This window comes from Maricaulis sp. MIT060901, from assembly GCF_047123815.1.
GTDB lineage: Bacteria > Pseudomonadota > Alphaproteobacteria > Caulobacterales > Maricaulaceae > Maricaulis.
The window spans coordinates 1,775,009-1,796,792 of record NZ_CP138920.1; the positions used below are offsets into that span (position 1 = coordinate 1,775,009).

The 21,784-nt window shown below is 60.9% G+C and carries 14 protein-coding genes; 5 read left to right on the forward strand and 9 right to left on the reverse strand.

What is annotated here, in order from left to right; translation table 11 throughout:
• The 9 genes from SIC17_RS08800 to SIC17_RS08840 all read right to left on the reverse strand — a co-directional run bounded on the left by SIC17_RS08800 (position 1) and on the right by SIC17_RS08840 (position 9,459).
• Positions 1-1,233 carry a parallel beta-helix domain-containing protein gene (locus SIC17_RS08800; RefSeq protein WP_412545121.1) on the reverse strand — a complete coding sequence of 411 codons (1,233 nt, stop codon included), beginning with the start codon at positions 1,231-1,233 and terminating at the stop codon, positions 1-3.
• A gap of 163 nt (positions 1,234-1,396) precedes the next feature.
• Complete coding sequence (locus SIC17_RS08805) at positions 1,397-2,575, reverse strand: hypothetical protein (protein ID WP_412545122.1); 1,179 nt, start codon at positions 2,573-2,575, stop codon at positions 1,397-1,399.
• Positions 2,576-2,810: 235 nt separating this feature from the next.
• Positions 2,811-3,368, reverse strand: coding sequence for a hypothetical protein (locus tag SIC17_RS08810; protein ID WP_291891059.1), 558 nt, complete (start codon positions 3,366-3,368; stop codon positions 2,811-2,813).
• Positions 3,358-4,641: an O-antigen ligase family protein gene (locus SIC17_RS08815; RefSeq protein WP_412545123.1), complete on the reverse strand. Its 1,284-nt coding sequence runs from the start codon at positions 4,639-4,641 to the stop codon at positions 3,358-3,360. Before SIC17_RS08815 ends, SIC17_RS08810 begins: the two co-directional genes overlap by 11 nt.
• A 23-nt stretch (positions 4,642-4,664) precedes the next feature.
• Positions 4,665-5,222, reverse strand: a complete 558-nt coding sequence (locus tag SIC17_RS08820) for a polysaccharide biosynthesis/export family protein (protein ID WP_291891061.1) — start codon at positions 5,220-5,222, stop codon at positions 4,665-4,667.
• A 42-nt stretch (positions 5,223-5,264) separates the two neighbouring features.
• Positions 5,265-6,479, reverse strand: coding sequence for a hypothetical protein (locus SIC17_RS08825; protein WP_412545124.1), 1,215 nt, complete (start codon positions 6,477-6,479; stop codon positions 5,265-5,267).
• Positions 6,476-7,750 carry a lipopolysaccharide biosynthesis protein gene (locus SIC17_RS08830; RefSeq protein ID WP_412545125.1) on the reverse strand — a complete coding sequence of 425 codons (1,275 nt, stop codon included), beginning with the start codon at positions 7,748-7,750 and terminating at the stop codon, positions 6,476-6,478. Before SIC17_RS08830 ends, SIC17_RS08825 begins: the two co-directional genes overlap by 4 nt.
• Before the next feature lie 13 nt (positions 7,751-7,763).
• Complete coding sequence (locus SIC17_RS08835; RefSeq protein WP_412545126.1) at positions 7,764-8,597, reverse strand: WecB/TagA/CpsF family glycosyltransferase; 834 nt, start codon at positions 8,595-8,597, stop codon at positions 7,764-7,766.
• 118 nt (positions 8,598-8,715) lie between these two features.
• Positions 8,716-9,459: a metallophosphoesterase family protein gene (locus SIC17_RS08840; protein ID WP_412545127.1), complete on the reverse strand. Its 744-nt coding sequence runs from the start codon at positions 9,457-9,459 to the stop codon at positions 8,716-8,718.
• A gap of 277 nt (positions 9,460-9,736) precedes the next feature.
• Between SIC17_RS08840 and SIC17_RS08845 the strand changes: the two genes are divergently transcribed.
• The 5 genes from SIC17_RS08845 to SIC17_RS08865 all read left to right on the forward strand — a co-directional run bounded on the left by SIC17_RS08845 (position 9,737) and on the right by SIC17_RS08865 (position 21,518).
• On the forward strand, positions 9,737-10,681 hold the full coding sequence (locus SIC17_RS08845) for a hypothetical protein (RefSeq protein ID WP_291891066.1): 945 nt from the start codon (positions 9,737-9,739) through the stop codon (positions 10,679-10,681).
• A 48-nt stretch (positions 10,682-10,729) separates the two neighbouring features.
• Positions 10,730-12,013, forward strand: coding sequence for an outer membrane beta-barrel protein (locus SIC17_RS08850; RefSeq protein WP_291891067.1), 1,284 nt, complete (start codon positions 10,730-10,732; stop codon positions 12,011-12,013).
• A 75-nt stretch (positions 12,014-12,088) separates the two neighbouring features.
• Positions 12,089-14,320 carry a GumC family protein gene (locus SIC17_RS08855; RefSeq protein WP_412545128.1) on the forward strand — a complete coding sequence of 744 codons (2,232 nt, stop codon included), beginning with the start codon at positions 12,089-12,091 and terminating at the stop codon, positions 14,318-14,320.
• 71 nt (positions 14,321-14,391) lie between these two features.
• Positions 14,392-15,129 (forward strand): sugar transferase, encoded by a 738-nt coding sequence (locus SIC17_RS08860; protein WP_412545129.1) that lies wholly within the window; start codon positions 14,392-14,394, stop codon positions 15,127-15,129.
• A gap of 293 nt (positions 15,130-15,422) precedes the next feature.
• Positions 15,423-21,518, forward strand: coding sequence for a hypothetical protein (locus SIC17_RS08865; RefSeq protein WP_412545130.1), 6,096 nt, complete (start codon positions 15,423-15,425; stop codon positions 21,516-21,518).
• Positions 21,519-21,784: the final 266 nt, after the last annotated feature.

The window sequence follows — 21,784 nt, forward strand, 5'->3', positions numbered from 1 at the left end:
CTAGTCGAGCCAGTTGAGGTGACTGGCGGGCAGTGGATCCAGCGTGCAGCGATAATTCTCGGTGTCGACGACCGGGGACCCGAACCCGTTCGGGGCATCCGCGTTGAGGACATCAACCTCGTCGCTGACACAGATACGAAGCTCCGCCGGCATTTCGCCGTTCACGAACTTTCCTTCATCGATATAACCGTCGAACAGCACGTCTGGTAGCCGTCCGGTCAGTCCGAACATCATGACTTTCAGCGCGTTGAGGTCCAGACCGTCAGGGGAGTTGCCGCCACCGGAATAGGTGTTGTCATGGATCCAGATCCCCTCCGGGTAAGCGTCGAAATCCGACTGCACCGCACTGTCTGCATAGCCGGTCGTGTGCAGGCTGGAGATGATGATATTGGCCGTGTTGTTGTCGGCGATGCGATTGTTGAAAATCTCGACCTGGTCGTTGGAGTTGATGACGATACCCGAACCGGCCGGAATACTGGCGACCGGCGTGCCGGCATGCCCGAAATTCTCGGTATTGTTCTCGAAGACGTCATTGTCGTAGACACGCGTCTGGTAGCCCGGTTGGGGCAGGTTGGGCATGTTGAAGACCAGGATGCCGCCCGTATTGTTCGTCGCGACATTGCCATAGACGTCCGCGCCGATGCAGTTCTCGATCTCGATCCCGGCGACATTGTATTCCGCACGGCTGTTGCGCACGGTCACATTGCGCGACTGGCCGACATAGATGCCGGCATCAGACGCACCGATGGCGACCGTGTCCTCGACCAGGACGTTCTCGGACTGAACGGGATAGATGCCATAGGCGCCATTATCGGTGGAATATCCATTTGTCCATTCAACCCGAACGCCTCGGATGACAACATTGGTGCCGCCATTGATCTTCAGGGCGTCGCCTGATGTGTCCTCAATCGCCAGGTTCTCCAGGGTGAAATCATTGGCCGTGACCAGCAGACCTTCGGCACCCGCGACCTGCCCCTGGAAGTTGAGGATGGTTTCGTCCATGCCAGCGCCGCGAATGGTGACGCCGTCAACGGTGAGCATGAGAGAGGAGGTGAAGTGATAGACACCTGCCGGAATCTCGATCACATCGCCTGGCTGTGCGTCGATCAGCTGTTCCAGCAGCGTATCCTGGTAGCTGGCGTCAGCCTGGGAAACATCGCGGCCCTCCTGGCCGGAATTGCCACAGGCAACCAGCGCCAGTGCCATCGCACTCGTCATTAGAAGTCGTTTCATGTCTGCTTGCCTCCCTCGCCGGCAGAACCTGATCATCTCCCATAGGTTCACACAGAGCGAGGGCGGGCACAATCGAAAAAACAGAACAACATTCTGTTTTTGATGGGGTAAAAATCTCATTCCAAGCAGTGACTTGCGAATGAGCCAATCTATTCTGTGGTGTTTATCCGGTAAAGCCTGGCGCGGTAGGTGCACACAGAACCAGCTGGACCAGCTCCGCCTGGGATCGCACTTCGGTCTTCTGGAAGACGGCACGGAGCTGTGTTCGCAGGGTCTCGACACTACGCTTGGTTTTCTGGGCAACGGTTGCCAGGCTATCTCCTGCAGCAATGCGCGATGCCAGCATTTCTTCCTGGGGCGACAGGCCATAGGTCGCTGCGATCTGACGTGAACGAACCGTGGTGATCGGGTCACGGTCCGAGAAGCAGATCACGATCGCGGGGCGCTGGGACGACCAGGCTCTGGCACTTTCCTCGCCCTGGTTTGCCGGACGCGATATTGAGACACTCCACGGCTTCTCATTATCCAGCCCGTAGAGCTTGAGCAGACGCGGTTCGGAGTCTTCCTGTGAGGAGAGCAAGTTCTGCAAAGCGGTCTGGACGGTCTGGTTCTCAGAACTGTCGCATCCATAAAGCCGGTGATCGCGGACGGCGAGAACGCTGTCCAGGTCGATAAGGCGCCGACCTGTTGCATTGGTGTTGATGACCCGGCCAGTCCTGTCCAGAGCAATCAGGCCAAAGGGAAGATGGTCCAGCAAAGAGCCACTGAACAGGAGTTGGCTCTGGATGGCGCAGACGGTTGAATGGGCGACCGCAGCCTGTTCCAGCGCTAGGTGCAGGCGCCGCATCATTTCCGCGGCCGCAATCCGTCCATCTTCGTCCAGATTGCCTACATCCACACCCAGTGCACCCTGGACGCCGCCCATGTCGAGCAAGGCCACGATCGAGCGGCTGACTGGAAATCCGCCGAAGGTTTCGCCTGATGCAAGCAGCGCCCGGACCGAGAGCTTGGCATTGTCCTCAATGAGGCTAACCGGAGTTTTCGGATATTGGGCGTGAACGCCTTTCCAGCCGGCCGTCTTGGGCGTGGTGGCCTTGGTGAAGGTCGACGGGCTGACGGCATTGGTGCGTTGCCAGTCATATTGTTCAAGGTATTCCGAGTTGGCATCGCCCAGGAACAGGCGCAGGCGTAGAGGCCCCTTCATCAGTGCGGAGAGATCGCGCAATGCAATCCGCCAACCACCTTCTTGCAGGGCAGCGGACGCAAGACTGTTAAGCGCTTTGGAAAACAGAGCGCCGTCACCATCAAAATCAGGCGACACGGAACCTCTTCGGTCCAACATGACCGATTACTCCCCCCTCGCACAAAAATATCCAAGCGACGGCGATTACCGTCCGTGCTTACCCCGTGAATTATTGTGCGCAGTGACCAAACTTGAACCAATCATGAGACTGCTAACAGTTTTCGCAACTGGATGCCTTAGAATACAAAAAAATTGTCCAGAGACTACCCCAAATAGGTTAGTCGGGTCGCTTTTCAGGCGAATCCTCATCCGAACGGGTCAGGAAAATAGTCTCTTAGCTTCCTGATTGCATGGCAGAAAGCACGCTTGGGGAGTGATCTTCCAGCCAGCCCACAGGTTGTTGTGCGGCTTCCAGAGCCGCCTGCGCGCGAACGCTGACCGGCAGTTCTGGCCAGGTTGCCTCGACCAGGGTCAGGCGCCAGCGGCGAAACTGCCACTGGCCAATCGGCATGCGCTGATAGGAGCGACCTAGAGCGGTGGATACAGATATCGGGCTGTCTCCAGCGACCAGGCGGGCATAGGCCAGGCGGGCCCAGTTTTCACCATCCCTGTCTTCAAGCCGGAGTGAGCGTTCAAGAGCGAGCACGGCAAATTCCGGATCGTATCCATCTACGCGCAGGGCGCGTTCGCCCACGGCGGCATACCAGCTCGCCGAAGCGCCCTCTGGTAGTCCTCCGGCCATGCGGACTCTGAAGGCGGTGTCCGACATCTCTGCCATCGACGCGCCATCGGCCCGTTCAATGGCAGCGAGACCCGACCAGGCGGCAAAGCCTAACAGGCCAAGCGCGAGACCAGCGCGGGTCACAAGGTTCAGCAGCCGCTCAGTTTTCATGGCTTGCCCCCTTCACCGAAAGTCCGGCGGCAAGTCCGATGATCCAGGCGGACCACCAGGCGACCATCGGGATTTCCAGCGCGTAATCCACCATCCCGTGAGCGCCAACCAGCATTACGATGCACAGTGTCGCGCGCAGATAGGTGGTGCGGCGCCTGCGTCGGAATAGTCCCATGAAAATGCTCAGCAGGATCGGCAGCAGGATGAAGGCCAGCAGGGCCGTGCCGACGATGCCAGCCTGGATCAGCCATTGCAGATAGACATTGTGTGCCGCGCCCTGAGTCTGCAACAGGTCGGCGTTCTCCGGGGTGACGATCAGATCATTGACCCACGCAAAACTGCCCAGGCCGTGACCAAAGACTGGTTCCAGATCAACGGCGCTGGCATAGGCCTGCAGCAACACAATCCTGGTGTCGTCCTCGCCTGCGCTGGCGAGGCGGTCCTGCAGCAAATCACCTGAGGCGAGGAACAGCGCGCCAGCGACCAGGATCAGGATACCGCCAAAACTGCTGACTTTGGCAAGCGACAAGCTCAGACGACCCCGCAGCAGGCGCGACAATACCTCCCATAACACCAGAAACAGCAAGGCCGTGCTTGTGGCCACGAGCCCGGCGCGTGATGCCGACAGGATAACATTGGAGAAGGCAAAGAGCAGGAAAGTGGTCGGGAAAAGTCCGCGAACGACAATGCGCTCCACTGTCTTGAGCGGATGCGCGGCGGGTGCTGAAAGGATGCGGCTGAGCTCTGCGGCGCTCATGACGACAATGATGCCGTAGAATGTTGCCGCAGTGTTCGCCGACAGGAAGGGCGCTGCCAGGCGTTCGGAATGGTAGGGGCGTGGCCGCCCGAAGCTGAACTCGGCGTCCAGTGCGAAATCCAGGAAGGCCGCTACGGCCAGGGCGCCGCCGGCCCACAGGCTCCACTGCCAGAGGCGCTCGACCAACCGCCCGTTATGCCCGGCAAGATAGCCGACCAGGCAGATCGCACCGCACGCGCCCAGCGCTGCGTATTCATGCACGCCGGAGGACAGCCAGCCCTGGTAGCGCGCGAAGCCGATGAAGGCGACATAGAAGAACGCTCCGACCAGCGGCAGCTGCATGGGGCGCTGCGGTGAGAATATCACGGCCAGGGCTGCGAGGAGAAAGGCAATTCCGGACAGGGCCAGTGTGGCGGCCGGTGTGTCACCGCCATAGAGCGGAATTGACGCCAGCGGCACCACCAGGGGTGATGCCCAGACAAGACTGGCTGCCAATGTTGGTGCGCGACGCGACATTCGAGCTCCCCCAGCCCGTTCGCCTAGAAGAAACGTTCTGCGATCCGGATTGTGTCACCAGGCTGTACGCGGGTGGACGCGGAAAGGCGGATCTGCTGAAAATCCTCTTCTCCGGCACGCTTGATGTAAACGGTGTTCTGGCGCGCGCGATAGGTGAAGCCACCTGCTGTGGCAACCGCGTTCAGGACCGTCAGGCCGTCCGTATAGGGGTATTCACCGGCGGTCTGGACTTCGCCGAGAATGTAGTAGGGCCGGTAGTTCAGCACCGCAACATTGACGCGCGGATGATTGAGATATCCGTCCAGAAAAGCTGTTTCGACCGCCTGCTCGAATTCGGGAACCGTCAGGCCCCCCGCCTGGACCTGGCCGATCAGAGGCAGGGAAACCGAACCGGTGCCGTCAACCTGGAACTGGCCGGAAAGCGAGGGCTCGTCATAGACGGTCACGCTGATCTGGTCGCCGGAGCCGAGGACATAGACCGGCTGACCCGCTTGTGCCTGGGCCTGGGCAGTCGGAGAAAACAGCGCGAGGCCGACACTGGTCAGCGAAACAATCAGGAACAATACAAATGCGCGAGCCATTTTCCCCTCCCAGACAATGGAGTTAGCTTGTAATTGAGATTATCAGCCAGCCGCCTGAACCGGCAATGAATTTGTCGATGTCGCGGGTTCAGCTGATCGGGCCGATCTGGCTTCCAGCGCAATGACCTGCATCCAGGCGAGCATCATGGCGCCGCCGAAGATGATGTTGAACGAGTTCAGGACCGGATTGAAGGCTGCAAAGACAATGAAACAACAGGACATGGCGGCATAGGTCTTGCGGCCGATGGCGCTGAGGCCTCGCGGCGCCAGGGCGATGGAGCTGATCCAGGCTGTTGCCAGTAAGATGCCTGGCAGGCCCAGACGAACGGCCATGTCATAGATGGCACTGTGGGAACTCAGATACAGCCGGGAATCGCCGCCTTCCGATACGACGCGCCAATCGCCCACGCCGAGTGCGTAAAACTGGTTGCGGATGTATTCCGTGCCAAAGCCGACACCGAGCCCGTTCGACTGGACCATGGCGTCGACCGCATCGCGCCACATGATCGCTCGTACAGCCGCATTACGGTCGATTTCCCAAAGGTCCGAAGCATAGATGGGTGCCAGGATGAGCATGAGGCCAATGACCGACCCCACGCCGATGACCACCCAGTTTTCCCGTGGTGCCAGGCGCAGCGCCAGCAGCGCCAGGGCGAGGATCTGGTGGGACGAAGAGGCCGCCATCAACAGGTAGATCATGATAAGCGCCAGATCGATCCAGATCGCGCGACGCTCCCTGAACAGGAAGATGATCAGCGTCATCATTGTCGCCATCGACTGGTTCTTGACGTCATACATCAGCCAGTAGAAATCCTCGTCGGTCAGGAAAAGCATCGCCTGTTCGTAGAGGTAGAAGAATATGGTGAGGGCCAGCGCGCGCTTGACGATGAAGTCACGGTACCGCGTAAACAGGCCGACAAACACGGTCGTCGCCAGCGCCAGTGACGGAATGGCCAGCCAGTGACGCAGCGCAGCCTCGGTCTCGAAATAGCGTGTCCAGGCCTCCGGCATCAAACCCATCAGGGACAGGGCCAGGATAAAGAGGCTGTAGCCTACCAGGACAACATAAATCCAGTTCACGAAAACCCGACGCATCAGCACGGTTCCGGCAACGCACAGGCCCAGCACAGCCAGCAGTGGCAAGGACCCGAACGGGCGGAAGGCGTCGAAGCTTTTGGCGTAGAAAAACACCGGGATAGCCAGCAGGGCGACCAGGCTGATCAGGCGAGGTGTATAGCGCAGGGGGAGACCGGTCATGCCGGTGGCTCCTTGCGCATGAGGGCCTTGCGATATCCCGGATAGAGAACAGCGAGGTGGATCAGAGGCACGGCTGCCAATCCAAATACCGCACCGGCCAGCCCGAAATTGAGCAAGAGCGGATAGGCGACGACCGCAAGGATGCCGACGGCCGCGACATAACCTGCGAAAATAGCCTGTGTTTTCCCGAGAATTCGCAACCCGAAGCGGTAGATCAGATTGATGAAGTAGAAGACATAGATCAGACCGTACCAGCGCAGAATGTCCGCGTGAGCGGTGAAATCCTCGCCAAACACCATGCCCAGCCAGAAGGCCGGGGCGACAAAGAAAATCAGGGCAACACCCAGCACGGCTCCGGTGCCATAAAGCAGATAGGACGTCAGCATTTTGTCCAGGCCGACGCTGCCATCGGTCTGCAGCGCCCGGCTGCCGCGAGACGGCAGGAAATTATCAAGTGCAAAAAACGGAATGTGCAGGATACCGAGCAGGGACTGCGTGGCCTTCAGGGCGCCTGCATAGGCTGGCCCCAGCAAGGCGCCGGACAAAAGCGTGAAAATGTTGAGCGCTATCCACTGGAGGATGGCGGTGCCGGCCATCCACTTTCCGAACTCCCAGTGTAAGTCATTGATCGCATTGAACTCGGCTCCAGGCGCCTGGATTTTCGGCAGGGAAAAGAGCGCCGCCAGGCAGCTGAGGCCGGCTGTAAGTGCCGTGATCCACAACACTGTTGTGACAGAGAGGGTTTCCGCTGAGAAGGCCAGCAGAACAAGCAGAAACAGAGGTTGGCCGAGATAGCGCACGCTATCAACCAGGGTCGCGACAAACGGCTTGTCGACGGTGAAGTAGAGGCGCCGGAAAAAATCCTGCCACTGGGTCGTTGCAATGCAGGCAGACAGTGCGGCGGCCATGCCGATATTGGGGATTTCCTGCATGGCCATGGTCGCAACCATGGTGACGAAGGTCAGCAATGTAGAAGCGCCCGAAAACACCAGCTGGCGTATCATGACGGCTCCGAGCTGGGTCGGGCGATCTTCTTCATTGGCTTGGGCGCCATAGGTGAGCAGGGGTGTGTTGATGATTGCGTGCTGGATATTCTGGATGAAGACCGCGATCAGCCAGATCAGGGCAAACATGCCAAAACCTTCCAGGCCGAGCGCGCGGGCAATCAATACACCGGTGAGGAAATTCGAGCCGGATACGAGCGCCTGGTCCATCAGCGACCAGTTGACGTCTCTGTATTCCCGGGCCAGGGCCCACAATCGTGTCAGCACAGTGAGCGACTCCTTAAGGAGCGGTCGTTCTGCGTCGTCGCCAGAGCCGCGCAGCCAGAAGGGTTTCAAGTCCGGCCAACATGACGAATCTCGGAGCAAGGATCAAATAGCGTCGCCACAAGCGTTTCGGTTCGGAGTAGAGGCGGTGTGCCCATTCCAGCATGGATTTCTGCATCCAGCGTGGTGCGCGCTCGACTTCACCGGAGTGAAAGTCAAAGGCGGCGCCCACGCCGATCAGCGTGCAGGGCAGGCGATCGCGATTGCGCGCCATCCAGAATTCCTGCTTCGGGGAGGACAGTCCGACCCAGACAATGTCGGCCCCGGATTCCACGATGCGCTCGATGGTCTCGCTTTCCTCCTGCGGCATTGGCCGGCGGAAGGGCGGGCATTCCGTGCCGACGATCTGCACACCGGGGTATCTCTCCTCCATGCGCGCCTTGAGTTGATCCGCCACACCGTCCTTGCCGCCGTAGAAATAGTGTTTCAGCCCGTTTGCCTGGGCGCGTGACATCATCAGCTCGAACAGGTCGGGGCCACAGGTGCGGCTGACATCATAGCCACGAAGCCAGCCAACGAGTGCCAGGGGTGATCCATCTGGCGTTACCATAGAGGCCTGAGTGTGAAGGGCCTTGAACTCGGGATCATCCTGGGCGTGGACCAGGCTGGGCGTATCGCGAATGCAGACAAAGCGTCCCAGCTTGTCCTCAGACCAGGTTTCCAATTGGTCCGCCGCGCGATCAAGTGAGGTCGCGCTTATGGCTATGCCCAGAATTTTGAAGGCGTTACCGGTCGCGACCTCGCTTTCGCCATCCTGATTGCGTCCGTCTTCGAGATAGATATCAGCCACGCTAAACCGCCCGGGTCCTGTGAGTTAACAGTCCGTAAAAGGTCTAGCAGCGAGCTTGAATGCGGTATTAACCCAATTGGGTGATTTCGGGGCAGGTATGGCGAAAGCGTGGCAGGGTCTAGCTCTGGATCAACCTGGCACCGCGTTTGTCCAGACGGACTGCGGTCAGCGTGTTCGTGATATAGGCGCCGGTATCTATGCCCAGCCTGTATCTTTTACGGGTCGGCTTCTTGTCAGCTGAATGGCCGTGAATGACGAAACGCTCGAAGCGACCATTGAAGCTGAGAAACGGTTCCCGGATCCACATCATGGTCTTGCTGGACTGTTCCCCAAGGGGTGTTTCCGGATCAATACCTGCGTGCACAAACAGATAGGGCTCGCGGTCAGCCATCACCGGAAGACTTTCCAGGAAGGCGAGGTGATGGGCTGGCATGTTCTCACGTAATTGCGCCTGGCACGGCGCCCAGTCGTCCGGATTTGTGCGCCGTTTTGGAAGCGAGACTCCATAGGACGCAAGCGTCTCCACGCCGCCATGTTTGCCCCACTCGGGACCGATTTGGTGATCGTTGAGGAATGTCAGGAGGGTCTGCTCGTGATTGCCGCGAAGACAAGTGAGGCGAATGCTGGCGTCAGGTGCGCCAGCACTCAATGATTCCAGTACATCTCGGGAGTAGGGTCCACGATCGACATAATCCCCCAACAGGATGATTTCAGCCTCGGAATCGCCCTTGTCCTTGCGGATTTTTGTCAGGAGCCGGGTGAGCAGATCGTGGCGCCCGTGGATATCGCCGATTGCGTAGATCAGCCGGTCACAGCGCGGCATGTTCCGGGCTTTGCCTTGCAGGCCTCCTAAACCGAACATCGCGCTCTCCCCTCACGTGTATGCGCGCATCGTGGCCCGTTTTCCCAACCTGACGCAAGTATGAACGCCGCTGCCGAAAACACGTCTCATTCCGGTCGAAATCCGATCTCGTTTCGAAGTTAACGTCTCTTAACCCATTTGGGTGAGGTGAGATGAACGGCCAGTTGATACCTTTTCTTAACTTTTTCGGGACGCGCACACGAGCGGGGGCTTTGGGGTGTGTGCACCGACGGCAGTCGGCTGCAGTCGGCTGGTTCTCTGCAAACGGGGGGTAAGCATGCGCAATTATTCGCATAACACTCGTCATGAGCTGCTTCGTTATCGCAAGGCATTGACGGTTTCCGCGGCAGCCATGGGCGCCGCCTGCCTGTTTGGTGCTCCGGCCTCTGCCGGCGGTGTCGCGACCGTCGACTGGCTGGCGGATCGTATCAAGACCGTGCTCGAGCAATTGCCGTTGGATTCCGCTGAGTGCGAGATCGAGGCGGCCGTCCAGCGTGTGCTGATCGAGGCCGATGTCGATGGCGAGACCGAGTCCCGCGCCCTTGCCCAGGTTCAGGCCGATGGCGTCTGTGACATGGATGAAGAGTGCGGCATGGTCTTTTATGACGCTCTGACCAATGTCGATCTGCTCCAGCCCGATGATATTGATGGTTATGAGTTCGACAGCGATGTTATCACCAGCTGCGAGGCGCCGGACCCGTGTGCATGGGCGCCTGATTACGTGCCGGAGCCCGAGCCTCAGCCGGAACCAGTGCCAGCGCCCGAGCTGACACCAGAGCCAGCCCCTGAGCCGGAACTTGAGCCGGAACCCGAACCTGGGCCCGAACCGGAAGTCGTCTTTATACCCGAGCCCGAACCCGAGCCCGAACCCGTACTGGTGACCGAGTTGCGCGATGTCGTCGACTCGCTGGCCAGAGATGCAACCCAGTGTGAGTATGAGGCCGCCTTGCGGACGGCCCTGCGTACTTCGGGCGCGTCTGCGCCGGAAGAGCGCCATGCGCTGACTGTCGTGCAGGCAACTGCCGCGCCTGTCGTAGCCATTCGCAATGCCCTGACCTATGTCCGCATCCACCAACCGCGCGGCAATGATGGTTATTCATCGGAGACCGGTCTGGGAGATGACGAGATCAATCTGTGTCGTCGTTGGTCGGATCACGAGTGGGGCGGTCGGCGCCCTCGTCCACCGGTCCCGCCGCCAGGCGGCGGGAACTCGGACTATTGATATGCTAAAAGCGTATTCGGTGCTCAGGAAACAACCAGGGGGAGAACCATGAAGTACGGATTTTTCGCAGTCGCGTTGCCCAGCGCTTTGGCAGGCCTTGTGCTGCCCGAAACAGCCTTTGCCCATGACCCGACCGAGGAAGGAAACTTCTTCCGTGCGCGCAATGCCAGTGTCATGGGGCGTTCACGCCCCGATTTTAAATCCGAGGGCGTCCAGTACGGCGCCTGGATCTTTGATCCCGAGCTGACGCTGGGCGTTGATTTCAACGACAACATCTTCGCGGCTTCGACCGGCGAGGAATCCGATACGATCTGGATTATAAATCCGACGATTGATGTCGAGACCACCTGGTCACGTCATGGGCTGCGCGGCTGGGCCCATGGGCTCAAGCGCGAATTCAATGATTTCTCCGACGAGAGCAGCTGGACGACCGATATCGGTCTGGCAGGACATGTCGATCTGACGCGCAGCGTCCTGTTCGAGGCCGGGTATGGCGCTGCCGAGCTGGTTGAGCCCCGCACGGCGGCCGGCGCTGCGTCCATCGCGGCAAAGCCGGTTGAATACAACACCACCAACTGGTGGGTTGGTGGCCAGGCTGATTTCGGCCGGACGCGGGTCATCCTGCGGCGCGACCAGTCGAACTTCAACTTCGATGATGCCGCGCTGATCGGCGGTGGTTTCGCCGACCAGGATTTCCGTGATCGCGACGAGACAATCTACACGATCCGCGGCGATTACGCGGTGTCGCCCTTTACCTCCGTTTTCGCGCGTTACCGCAAGAATGAGCGCGATTACGATCTCGCGCCACCAGCGGTCGCGAGCAATCGTGACTCCGACGGTTACATGATCGATGTCGGTGCCGATTTTGATATTGGCGGTGTGGCGCGTGGTGTTATCGGCGTTGGTTTCAACGAGCAGACTTATGACGATCCCGCTCAGGGCAAGCTCGACGGGTGGGGTCTGGATGGCTTGGTTGAATGGTATCCGACCGAGTTGACGACGGTAACAGTTCGCGGCTCGCGTCACATCGAGGACGCGCCTTTCGAGGCAAGTGGTGGTTTCACCTCGGAAACCTATGCGGCGCGTGTGGACCATGAATTGCTGCGCAATCTGGTCCTGTCCGCAGAGGTTGAGCGGTCCGAACATGATTTCCTGGGCATCGACCGTGTCGATGAGCGCTGGTCGGCTTCGGCCGGCGCGACCTGGTATGTCAATCGCAATTTGGGTGTCGAGGCATCCTTCACACGGATTGACCAGGAGTCCTCTGGCGCGTTCCCGGGGCAGGATTTCGAACAGAACGTAATTGGGTTGAGGGTGGTGCTGAGACCGTAGTTCATCCTGGCGTCATGCCCGGTGTGTTCATCTAGGTGAACATGAAACGGTCACAGCGAGTATTTGAGCAGTGTTATGGACAGGATGTACGCAGCAGCGGATGCACAAAACGAAGATCTGATTGATTTTCTGGGCATCATCAACATCGTCAAGAGACGCCTCTGGACCCTTGTGGGGGTGGCTGTGCTCGTCCTGGCCGCGACGGTGGTCTTCACCGCTCGCTCAACGCCGCTTTATACTGCAACCGCCCAGGTCGCCCTGGATGTCCAGCAGGCGCAGGTCGTCGATTTCGACGCGGTGCTTGCTGGAAGTCCTCCTGATTCCGCTACGGTTGACACCGAGGTTGAAGTCCTGCGCAGCCGCTCCCTGGCTGGCGCGATCGTTGATCGCATGGGCTTGATGGGTGTCAGCGAGTTCAATCCGCAGTTGCGCGATCCGGGCATGATGGACCAGCTGCGGAGCTCGGTTGTTCGTCTCGCCAACGCCATGATGCCGACCCAGGCTATCGGCGCAGCATCAACGGCGACGGTTGATCCGGAAATTGCTCGCGACCGCGTGGTCAGCGAGCTCCTGTCCAGCCTGCATGTCGAGCGCAGCGGTGTCTCCTATCTGATCGATGTCAGTGTGACGTCCGCCAATCCGCGCCTTGCCCGGGAAATCGCTAACATCTATGTCGACCAGTATCTGGTCGCCCAGCTTGAAGAGAAATTTGCCGCAACGCAGCGTGCCAATGAGTGGCTGAATGGTCGTGTCGAGACGCTGCGTGATGATGTGCGGCAAAAAGAGGCAGCCGTTGCGAGCTTCCGTGAGGAGGCGGGCCTGCTGGATGCTGGCGGTGCGACGCTGACCGAGCAACAAATCTCAGACGTCAACGCCCAGCTGGTTATGCAGCGTGCCGCCCTGGCAGAAGCCCAGGCGCGCCTGGGCACGGTCCAGCGAGAGGTTGACCGAGGAGCCAGTGCGGAAACCATTTCCGAGGCGCTGCAGTCGGAAGTCATCCGTGATCTGCGCAGCGCCCATGCAGACGCGATCCGTCGTCGTGGTGATCTGAGTACGCGTTATGGTCCGCGTCACCCGCAAATGCAGACGATCAACCAGGAGATCGAGGACCTCTCCAGCCAGATTTCCCTCGAGGTCGATCGCATCGTTGCCAGCCTCTCCAACGAGGTGGCTGTGGCGCGTGGCCGGGTGAATTCCCTGGAAGGAAGCCTGGCTCGCCTGCGTGACGAGCTGGGAGATAATTACGCGTCTGTTGTTCGCCTGCAGGAGCTGGAGCGCGAGGCTGACGCCAGCCGCACGCTCTTCCAGTCCATCCTGGCGCGTTTCCAGCAAACCTCCGAACAGGAATCCCTGGCCCAGTCCGATGCACGTGTGATTTCGCAGGCCGAATTGCCGACGGCGCCGAGCTCACCGAACCTGAAGCTGAACCTGGCTCTCGGCGCGGCCATGGGGCTGGCTGCTGGTCTGGCCGTGATTTTCCTGATCGAGATGCTGACCAATGTCCTGTTCCTGGATCGGGATGTCGAGAATAAGCTGGGTCTGCCACATATCGCGTCTGTTCCGATGCTGCGCTTCAACTTGCTGTCGCCGCTGACGGTGGGTGCGCGTACGCCGGGTCAATACCTGGTCAAGAAGCCGCTTTCCGGTTTCGCCGAAAGCATTCGCTCGATCCGGTCGACGATTTCCCTGTCGGATGAACCGGGCAAGAACAAGGTCGTTGCCATTACGTCGGCAGTTCCGGGGGAAGGCAAGACGACGAGCTCTGTGTGTCTGGGCCGGATCTCCGCCATGGCGGGTAGCAAGACGCTGGTCATCGATTGCGATATTCGTCGTCGTCGCTTGTCTCATGCCCTGGCCGGGCGCGCCGGCAATGGCTGGCTGGACAGTCTTATGGGGGCGGGCGATTTCAAGACGGCTGTGCACAAGGATAACAAGACCGATCTGGATATCCTGCCGGCTGGCAAGTCGCGCACGACGACCAAGGACGTTTTCGGAACCAAGGCCTTTGCCGAACTGATCGCCTGGGCCAAGCAGGAATATGATCTGGTTGTACTCGATTGCCCACCGGTCCTGGCCGTGGCCGAGACCATGATTATCTCCAGCCGTGCTGATGCCGTCATCTTCAACGCCCTTTGGGGCGAGACCCGCGCGCCGGTCGTCAAGAACGCCATTGCAACGCTTGGCAAGGCTCGCGCCAACATCATTGGTGTCGTGCTGACGGGGGTGAACTTGAAGAAGCAGTCGCGTTACGGCGATGCGAGTTACGGGGCCTATTACCAGGCCTATCGGAAATACTACGCGGAGTAGCCGACTGCGTGCCAGGCGTGGTGGCTGAAACGGGGGTTAAAGTGTACGAGAGACGCGGAAATGAAAGAGGCATGGATCTGGCGGAGACGATCTCCGATCGGATGTCCTATGATCTCGATATTCCCGTCTACGGCGCCGGTGCCTCGCGTGAGGATGTTGCGGACATCGACCGCCGTCCGGCCAACAGCCGCTTCAAGCGTTTTGTCGACCTGGCCCTCGCCATTCCGGCCCTGATTGTTTTGGCACCTTTGCTGGCTCTGGTGGCGTTAGTCATCTGGTGCGCGGATGGGCGCGCGCCGGTCTTTGTTCAGCAGCGCCTGGGTCATAAAGGCAAGGCCTTCCGCTTCTACAAGTTCCGCTCCATGCGGGTCGATGCGGAGGCGCGTCTGGAGCAGCTGCTGCGGGATGATGCCAGGGCTGCGCGCGAATGGGCTGAAACCCGCAAGCTGCGCCACGATCCACGTATCACCGCCTTCGGTGAGTTCATTCGTACCTGGAGCATTGACGAGTTGCCTCAGCTGATCAATGTCGTGCGGGGAGACATGTCACTCGTCGGTCCGCGGCCGATCGTCCACGCGCCGGGCACCGAGCTGGATGATACCCAGCTCTATGGCAGCGATATTGCCTTCTACAAGATGGCCCGCCCCGGGTTGACTGGCCTGTGGCAGGTGTCTGGCCGCGCTGAAACGGATTTCTCGGACCGGGTGGCGATGGATATCCAGTATGTTCGCCAATGGTCTGCGGCCTTGGACATCGAGATCGCTCTGAAAACCATTCCATCGGTGTTGCTCCGCCGCGGTGCTCACTAGATAAAAAATAAATAAATCAATGCCTTGATGCGATTTTTTTGGAGGCGTGGCCACGTGGCCACGTGGCCGTATTGACGAATTTCAGCGGCAGTCGTTAACGAATTTCCTTGGTTTGATGCTGGTATTCGTGCTTAGATCTCACCCATGAGGGGATGTCCGCCTGTTGGCGGACGCGTAGTGTTGGCGCCCTGCGCCACGGGGGGGAATCCAGTGTCCAAGGAAAACCGCGTTTCGGCCGGCAGCGAGCGCACGCGCGCGCGCGCGCGGTTTCTCGTTTGCTTCTGGGCACTTCCATGCACGCGATGGGCATAGCGCTCGCGGGCCTTGGCGCGGCGGCAGTCCTGGCGCCGGCTGCACAGGCGCAGTCCGTCGGTGACCCGGTCACCAACCCCCTCACGGGTGCGACCGAGACAATCGAGGCCGTGCTGGGCTCCAACGTCGTGATGACCAGCAATTACAACATCATCATCATCGCGACCGCGACGGGCCAGACGATTGTCGACCCGACGGCGACTTCGGATACAGCCGGCAGCGCCACGACCTACACCGTCACGGCCATCAACACGAATGCCGGCGGTGACGTCATTTCCTTCACCGCCGAGGATTCAGGCGGCAATTCGGTTACTTTCGCCTCTGTTACCTCTCGTAGTGGCGATGTGTCCGGTGCTTCCTCGGGCATTGCAGGTGCACCCGGTTCTCCCGCCGGCGCAGTCAACCCGGCCATCCCGGCAGGCAATACCAATGTCTTCACGGATCGGCAGCGCGGTTCCGACGGCTCGGATGGCGATGATGCCTGGGGTGCACGTATCTGCATCATCAAGTGCTTCACGATCGGCGCGAATGGCGATCCGGGTGAGGATGGGGGTGACGGCCCTGACGTCGTTCATACGCTCACCGCCGGTAACAACGGCAATATCGACTCGATCAGCAATGATCTGCCTGGCATCAGCGTGGTCTCGATCGGCGGCGATGGCGGTCAGGGTGGCGACGCCTATGGTTTCGGCTTTCAAGGTTACGAGGGCGGCGAAGGCGGTGTTGGCGGCCTGGTCGATCTGACCAGCTATGTCGATGTCACCACGTCCGGCATCAACTCTCACGGTATTTTCGCTATGAGCCGTGCGGGTCGCGGCGGTGATGGTGGTTCCGGCTTCATCTGGTCGGACGGTGGTTCCTCAGGCGAGGCGGCCGAGGGCGGCATTGTCAATGTCACCAATCATGGCGCGATCAGCACGACAGGCGATGGCGCTGTAGGCATCATGGCCATGTCGATGGGTGGCGCATCGGGCAATGCGGGCGACAGTTTCGGCATCGTTGGTGATGCCGACAGCGGCAGCACGGGCGGTAATGGCGCCGCGGTCACGGTCGACAATTACGGCTCCATCATCACGACCGGTGTCGGGGCTGATGGTATTTTCGCGCAGAGCCTGGGTGGGTCCGGCGGTAACTCCGGGTCCTCAGGTGGTATTGTCGCCTTTGGTGGTGGCGGTGGCGGTGCCGGTAATGGCGGCGAGGTCACGGTTACCAACCAGTCCGGCGCGACCATCACCACGCGCGGCGACGAATCCGTCGGTATCACCGCCCAGTCCATTGGCGGCGGTGGTGGCCGCAGCGGTGCGTCCGGTGGTGTTGTGGCCCTGGGTTCAAGCTCAGGCGCCGGCGGCGATGGCGATACCGTTCGTGTTTACAATTATGGTTCCATCTCGACCGGCTTCGATACCCAGAGCAATCTCGGCATTACCGGTGATCGAGCGCACGGCATCCTGGCCCAGTCAATCGGTGGGGGCGGTGGTTCCGCACGCGGCACGGGCGGCCTTGTGGCCGTTGGTGGTGGTGGCGGCTCCGGCGGTGCGGCCAGTAATGTATATGTTCACAATGACGGTCTGATCACGACGATGGGTGAGGGTGCGATGGGCATCCTCATTCAGTCCATCGGCGGCGGTGGCGGCAACGGTTCCAGCTCCGGCGGAATTGCGGCCATCGGCGGCACCGGTGCGGGCGGTGGTTCTGCTTCAGGTGTCTATGTCACCGGTACGGGCACGATTTCGACGACCGGCGTTGATGCACACGGTGTCCTGGCGCAGGCCATCGGTGGTGGCGGCGGTAATGGCGGCACCAGCGGTGGTATCGTTGCCGTGGGCGGCAGCGGTGATGATGGCGGTGATGGCGGTATCGTGAATGTTGCCATGGGCAGTGTCCTCACCGAGGGCGACCGGTCTTTTGGCATCCTCGCCCAGTCGATTGGCGGTGGCGGCGGTAACGGCGCCGCGGGCGGCGGAATTGTCGGTATTGGTGGCTCCGGCACGGGCGGCGGCTTGGGCAATACGGTCACTGTAACGACGTCAGGTCTGATCCAGACGCAGGGCTTCGGAGCAACCGGTATTGTCGCCCAGTCGATCGGCGGCGGCGGTGGTAATGGCGGTGCGGGCGGTGGCATCGTCGCGGTCGGCGGTGGTGGCGGTACGGGCAACCACTCCAATACCGTCACGGTGAACGCCAATGGCAATATCCTGACGACCGGAGAAAACTCCGGCGCCATCCTTGCCCAGTCCGTTGGCGGCGGCGGCGGTAATGGTGGCAGCGCTGTTTCAGGCGGCCTTTTTGCCAGCGTTGCCATCGGCGGCAATGGTGGCGCAGGCGGTGATGGTGGCAGGGTCTCTGTCAATACCGGTGCCGGCTCTGTGATCGAGACGCGTGAAAACGGATCGACGGGTATTTTCGGTCAGTCGGTCGGCGGTGGTGGCGGTAATGGCGGCTATTCCGTATCCGGGTCCATTGGTCTGTTCGGGTCTGTTTCCGTTGCCGTCGGTGGTGATGGCGCGACGGGTGGCGACGGCGGTGTCGTCAGCATGGATATCGACGGGTCGGTCCTGACATTTGGTGACAATGCGCACGCCATTCTCGCCCAGTCCGTGGGCGGCGGCGGCGGTAATGGTGGCCAGAGTTTTGCCGGGTCGGTCAGTGCCGGGCTGGGCGCTTCGGCATCTGTATCCGTTGCGGTCGGCGGCGATGCAGGGTCGGGCGGCGACGGTGACCATGTCATTGTCTACACGTCCGACACGATCCAGACGAGCGGCAATAACTCCTCCGGTTTGCTGGCGCAATCTATCGGCGGCGGCGGTGGTAATGGCGGCTGGACCGGTACGGCGACGCTGGCCATTTCCGATGGCGCTGCCGTTGGTGTTGGTGTGTCCATGGGTGGTGCCGGCGGCGGCGGTGGCTACGGAAACTCGGTTTATGTCGACTCGACCAGCAATACGATCACGGTCGGGAACAACTCTCACGGCCTTGTCGCCCAGTCCATCGGTGGCGGCGGCGGTAATGGCGGCTTCTCCTTCTCCGGATCGCTGACTGCGGGTGGCGCAGCCGGTATCGGTGTTGATGTCGCCATGGGCGGTGATGGCGGCGCGGGCTCCTATTCCGATGCGGTGACGCTGCACAGTGATGGCATCATCCAGACCTCTGGTGACAATTCCCACGGTCTCTTTGCGCAGTCCGTCGGTGGTGGCGGCGGCAATGGTGGCTGGTCGGCGACGGGCAGTCTCTCCATCGGTGGCACCGCGGGCGTCGGTGTTGGAGTTTCCCTGGGCGGCGATGGCGGCTCTGGCGGCACGGTGCTTGCCGACGTCCTGGTCACGTCCGACGGTGGTGTCTTCACCTTTGGTGATATTTCTCACGGCATCCTGGCCCAGTCCATCGGCGGTGGTGGCGGTAATGGCGGTTTCGCCTTCTCCGGCACGCTCGGTGTGGGTGGAACGGCAGGCGGCGCCGTTAATGTGGCGCTTGGCGGTGACGCTGGCGCCGGCGCGTATGCCAATGACGTAACCGTTCAAGCGACGGATGTGGTCGAGACGACCGGTGACGGCTCTCACGGTATCGCAGCACAGTCCATCGGCGGCGGCGGCGGCAATGGTGGCTGGTCCGCGACCGGCAATATCACTGCGGGCGGCACAGGCGGCGTCGGTGTGGGCGTCTCGATTGGCGGCGGCGGCGGTGCCGGTTCCTATTCGGGCACGGTGACGGTCACCCAGACAGAGCATGTCATCACGCAAGGCGCCGAGTCCCATGGTATCTTAGCCCAGTCCATTGGCGGCGGCGGCGGCAATGGTGGTTTCTCCATCGCAGCCGGAGCCGGATTTGGTGGAACGGTCGGCGGTGCGGTCAACGTTTCGCTCGGTGGTAATGGCGCCATTGGTGGGGACGCCAATCATGTGTCCGTAACTGCAGAAGACGTCGCTACGGCGGGCGACGGTTCCGTTGGTGTGCTTGCCCAATCCATTGGTGGCGGCGGCGGTAATGGCGGCTTCTCCATCGCAGCCGGTGTTGGCGGCGGCGGAACAGTCGGCGGCGCGGTCAATGTCACTATTGGCGGCGGAGCGGGCGATGGTGGAGTCGCGCGCAATGTCACGGTGGTCGTCGAAGATGTCGTCACCCTGGGTGACGACGCAATCGGTGTCCTTGCCCAGTCACTCGGCGGCGGTGGTGGTAATGGCGGTTTCTCCATTGCAGCCGGCGCTGGTGCCGGCGGCACGGTCGGCGGCGCGCTCGGCGTGTCCATCGGCGGCGGCGCGGGTGATGGCGGTTCTGCGGGCGATGTCACGGTCACGACCGATGCGGTCACGACCATGGGAGACGGCTCCCATGGTATTTCCGCCCAGTCGATCGGCGGAGGCGGCGGTAATGGCGGCATGTCCATTTCCGGCGGTCTCAGCTTCGGCCAGCAAGCCGCGACGATCGGAGTGACCATCGGTGGTGGCGGTGGCACCGGCGATACGCCTGGCATCGTTCGGGTGACAGCCAATGAACAGGTCTACACAATGGGCGATGACGCCCACGGCATCCTGGCCCAGTCCATCGGTGGCGGCGGCGGTGATGGCGGTCTGGCCATTTCCGGCTCGATCACAGCGGGCAGCTCGAACGCTGCTGGCATCAACGTCGCGCTTGGCGGAGATGGTGGCGCCGGCTCGGATTCCAACGAGGTCTATGTGACCACGCTGGATACGGTCTACACCGAAGGCGATCGCTCTCACGGCATTCTCGCCCAGTCCATTGGCGGCGGCGGCGGTAATGGCGGCATGTCCATTACCGGTTCGATCACGCTGGCGGGTTCTAATGGTGGTTCCATTGGTGTTTCGCTCGGTGGTGGTGCTGGCGCGGCCAGCAACTCCGATGATGTCACGGTCGATGTGCAGGGCCAGGTCGGCACGGAAGGTGACTTCTCGGTCGGCGTTCTCGCGCAGTCCATCGGTGGCGGAGGCGGTAATGGTGGTGCAGCCATCGCGGGTTCCTTCACCGGTTCGGGTTCCACATCCATCGGCCTGAATTTCGGCCTGGGCGCCGAAGGTGCGATCGGCGGCAATGCGGGTGATGTCTCCCTGACCTCACACGATATCGTTGTGACGCTGGGTGACTATTCCCACGGCCTGGAAGCACAATCCATCGGTGGTGGTGGCGGTAGCGGCGGCTTCGCAATTACCGGTGCGATCAATGCCTCGGGCAATCGCGCACTGGGTGGTGTTCTTGGTATTGGTGGTGATGGCGGCAATGGCGGTGATGCCGGCGGCGTGACCATCGACAATACCGGTGCTGTTTCCACTACCGGTCTGGGCTCCCACGCGATTATCGCTCAGTCCCTGGGTGGTGGCGGTGGTGATGCCGGCTTTGCTGTCTCTGCTGCGGCCAGTTTCGGCGGTGGTTCCACGGTCTATGCAGTGCCCTTCTCCATCGGTGGCGTAGCCTCCAATGGTGGTGATGGCGGCACGGCAGATGTCACCAACCGTTCGACGCTGATGACAGTGGGCGATGGATCCTCCGGTCTTCTGGCGCAGTCGATTGGCGGCGGTGGTGGTAACGGCACGTTTGCCGCAACCGGCTCGGCGACAGTCTTTTCCGGTGGTGCAGCAGCCTCCTTTGGTATTGGCGGCCTGGCGGGCGGCAATGGTGGCACGGCTGATGCGGTCACGGTCGATAACTCCGGCACAATCTACACCCAAGGCGACAGTTCCATGGGTATCGGCGCCCAGTCCATCGGTGGCGGCGGCGGTAATGGCCACTACTCGCTGGGCGTCGCGGTTGGCGCAGGCAATACCGGCGTGATCCCGGTCTGGGGCTTCAAGATGGGTGGCAATGGTGGTTCCGGTGGAACTTCCTCCACGGTTGATGTCACCAATTCCGCGCAGATCGGCACGCAGGGTAGCGGTTCTCACGGAATCTTCGCCCAGTCCATCGGTGGCGGCGGCGGTAAATGGCGGTTGGGCGGGCGCAGTGTCTGTCACCGACGGTTCACGTGCTTATACCGCATCGGTCGCGATTGGCGGCGATGGTGGCGACGGAGGTGTTTCCGGCGCTGTCACGGTCGACAACACCGCGGTCATCGGCACGCTGGGCAATGACGCCCACGGCGTCCTCGCCCAGTCTATCGGCGGCGGTGGCGGTAATGGCGGATTCGCATTTGCCATCTCTGGATCTGCGGGCTCGAATGCGGGTGCACTTGGTGTCGCGCTGGGCGGCAATGCTGGCACGGGTAATGATTCCGACACGGTCCAGGTGGACAATACCCAGACCATCACCACGCAGGGTCTTAATGCTTCCGGCATCGTAGCCCAGTCTGTTGGTGGCGGCGGCGGTAATGGTGGATTTGCCGTGTCCGGTGCAATCG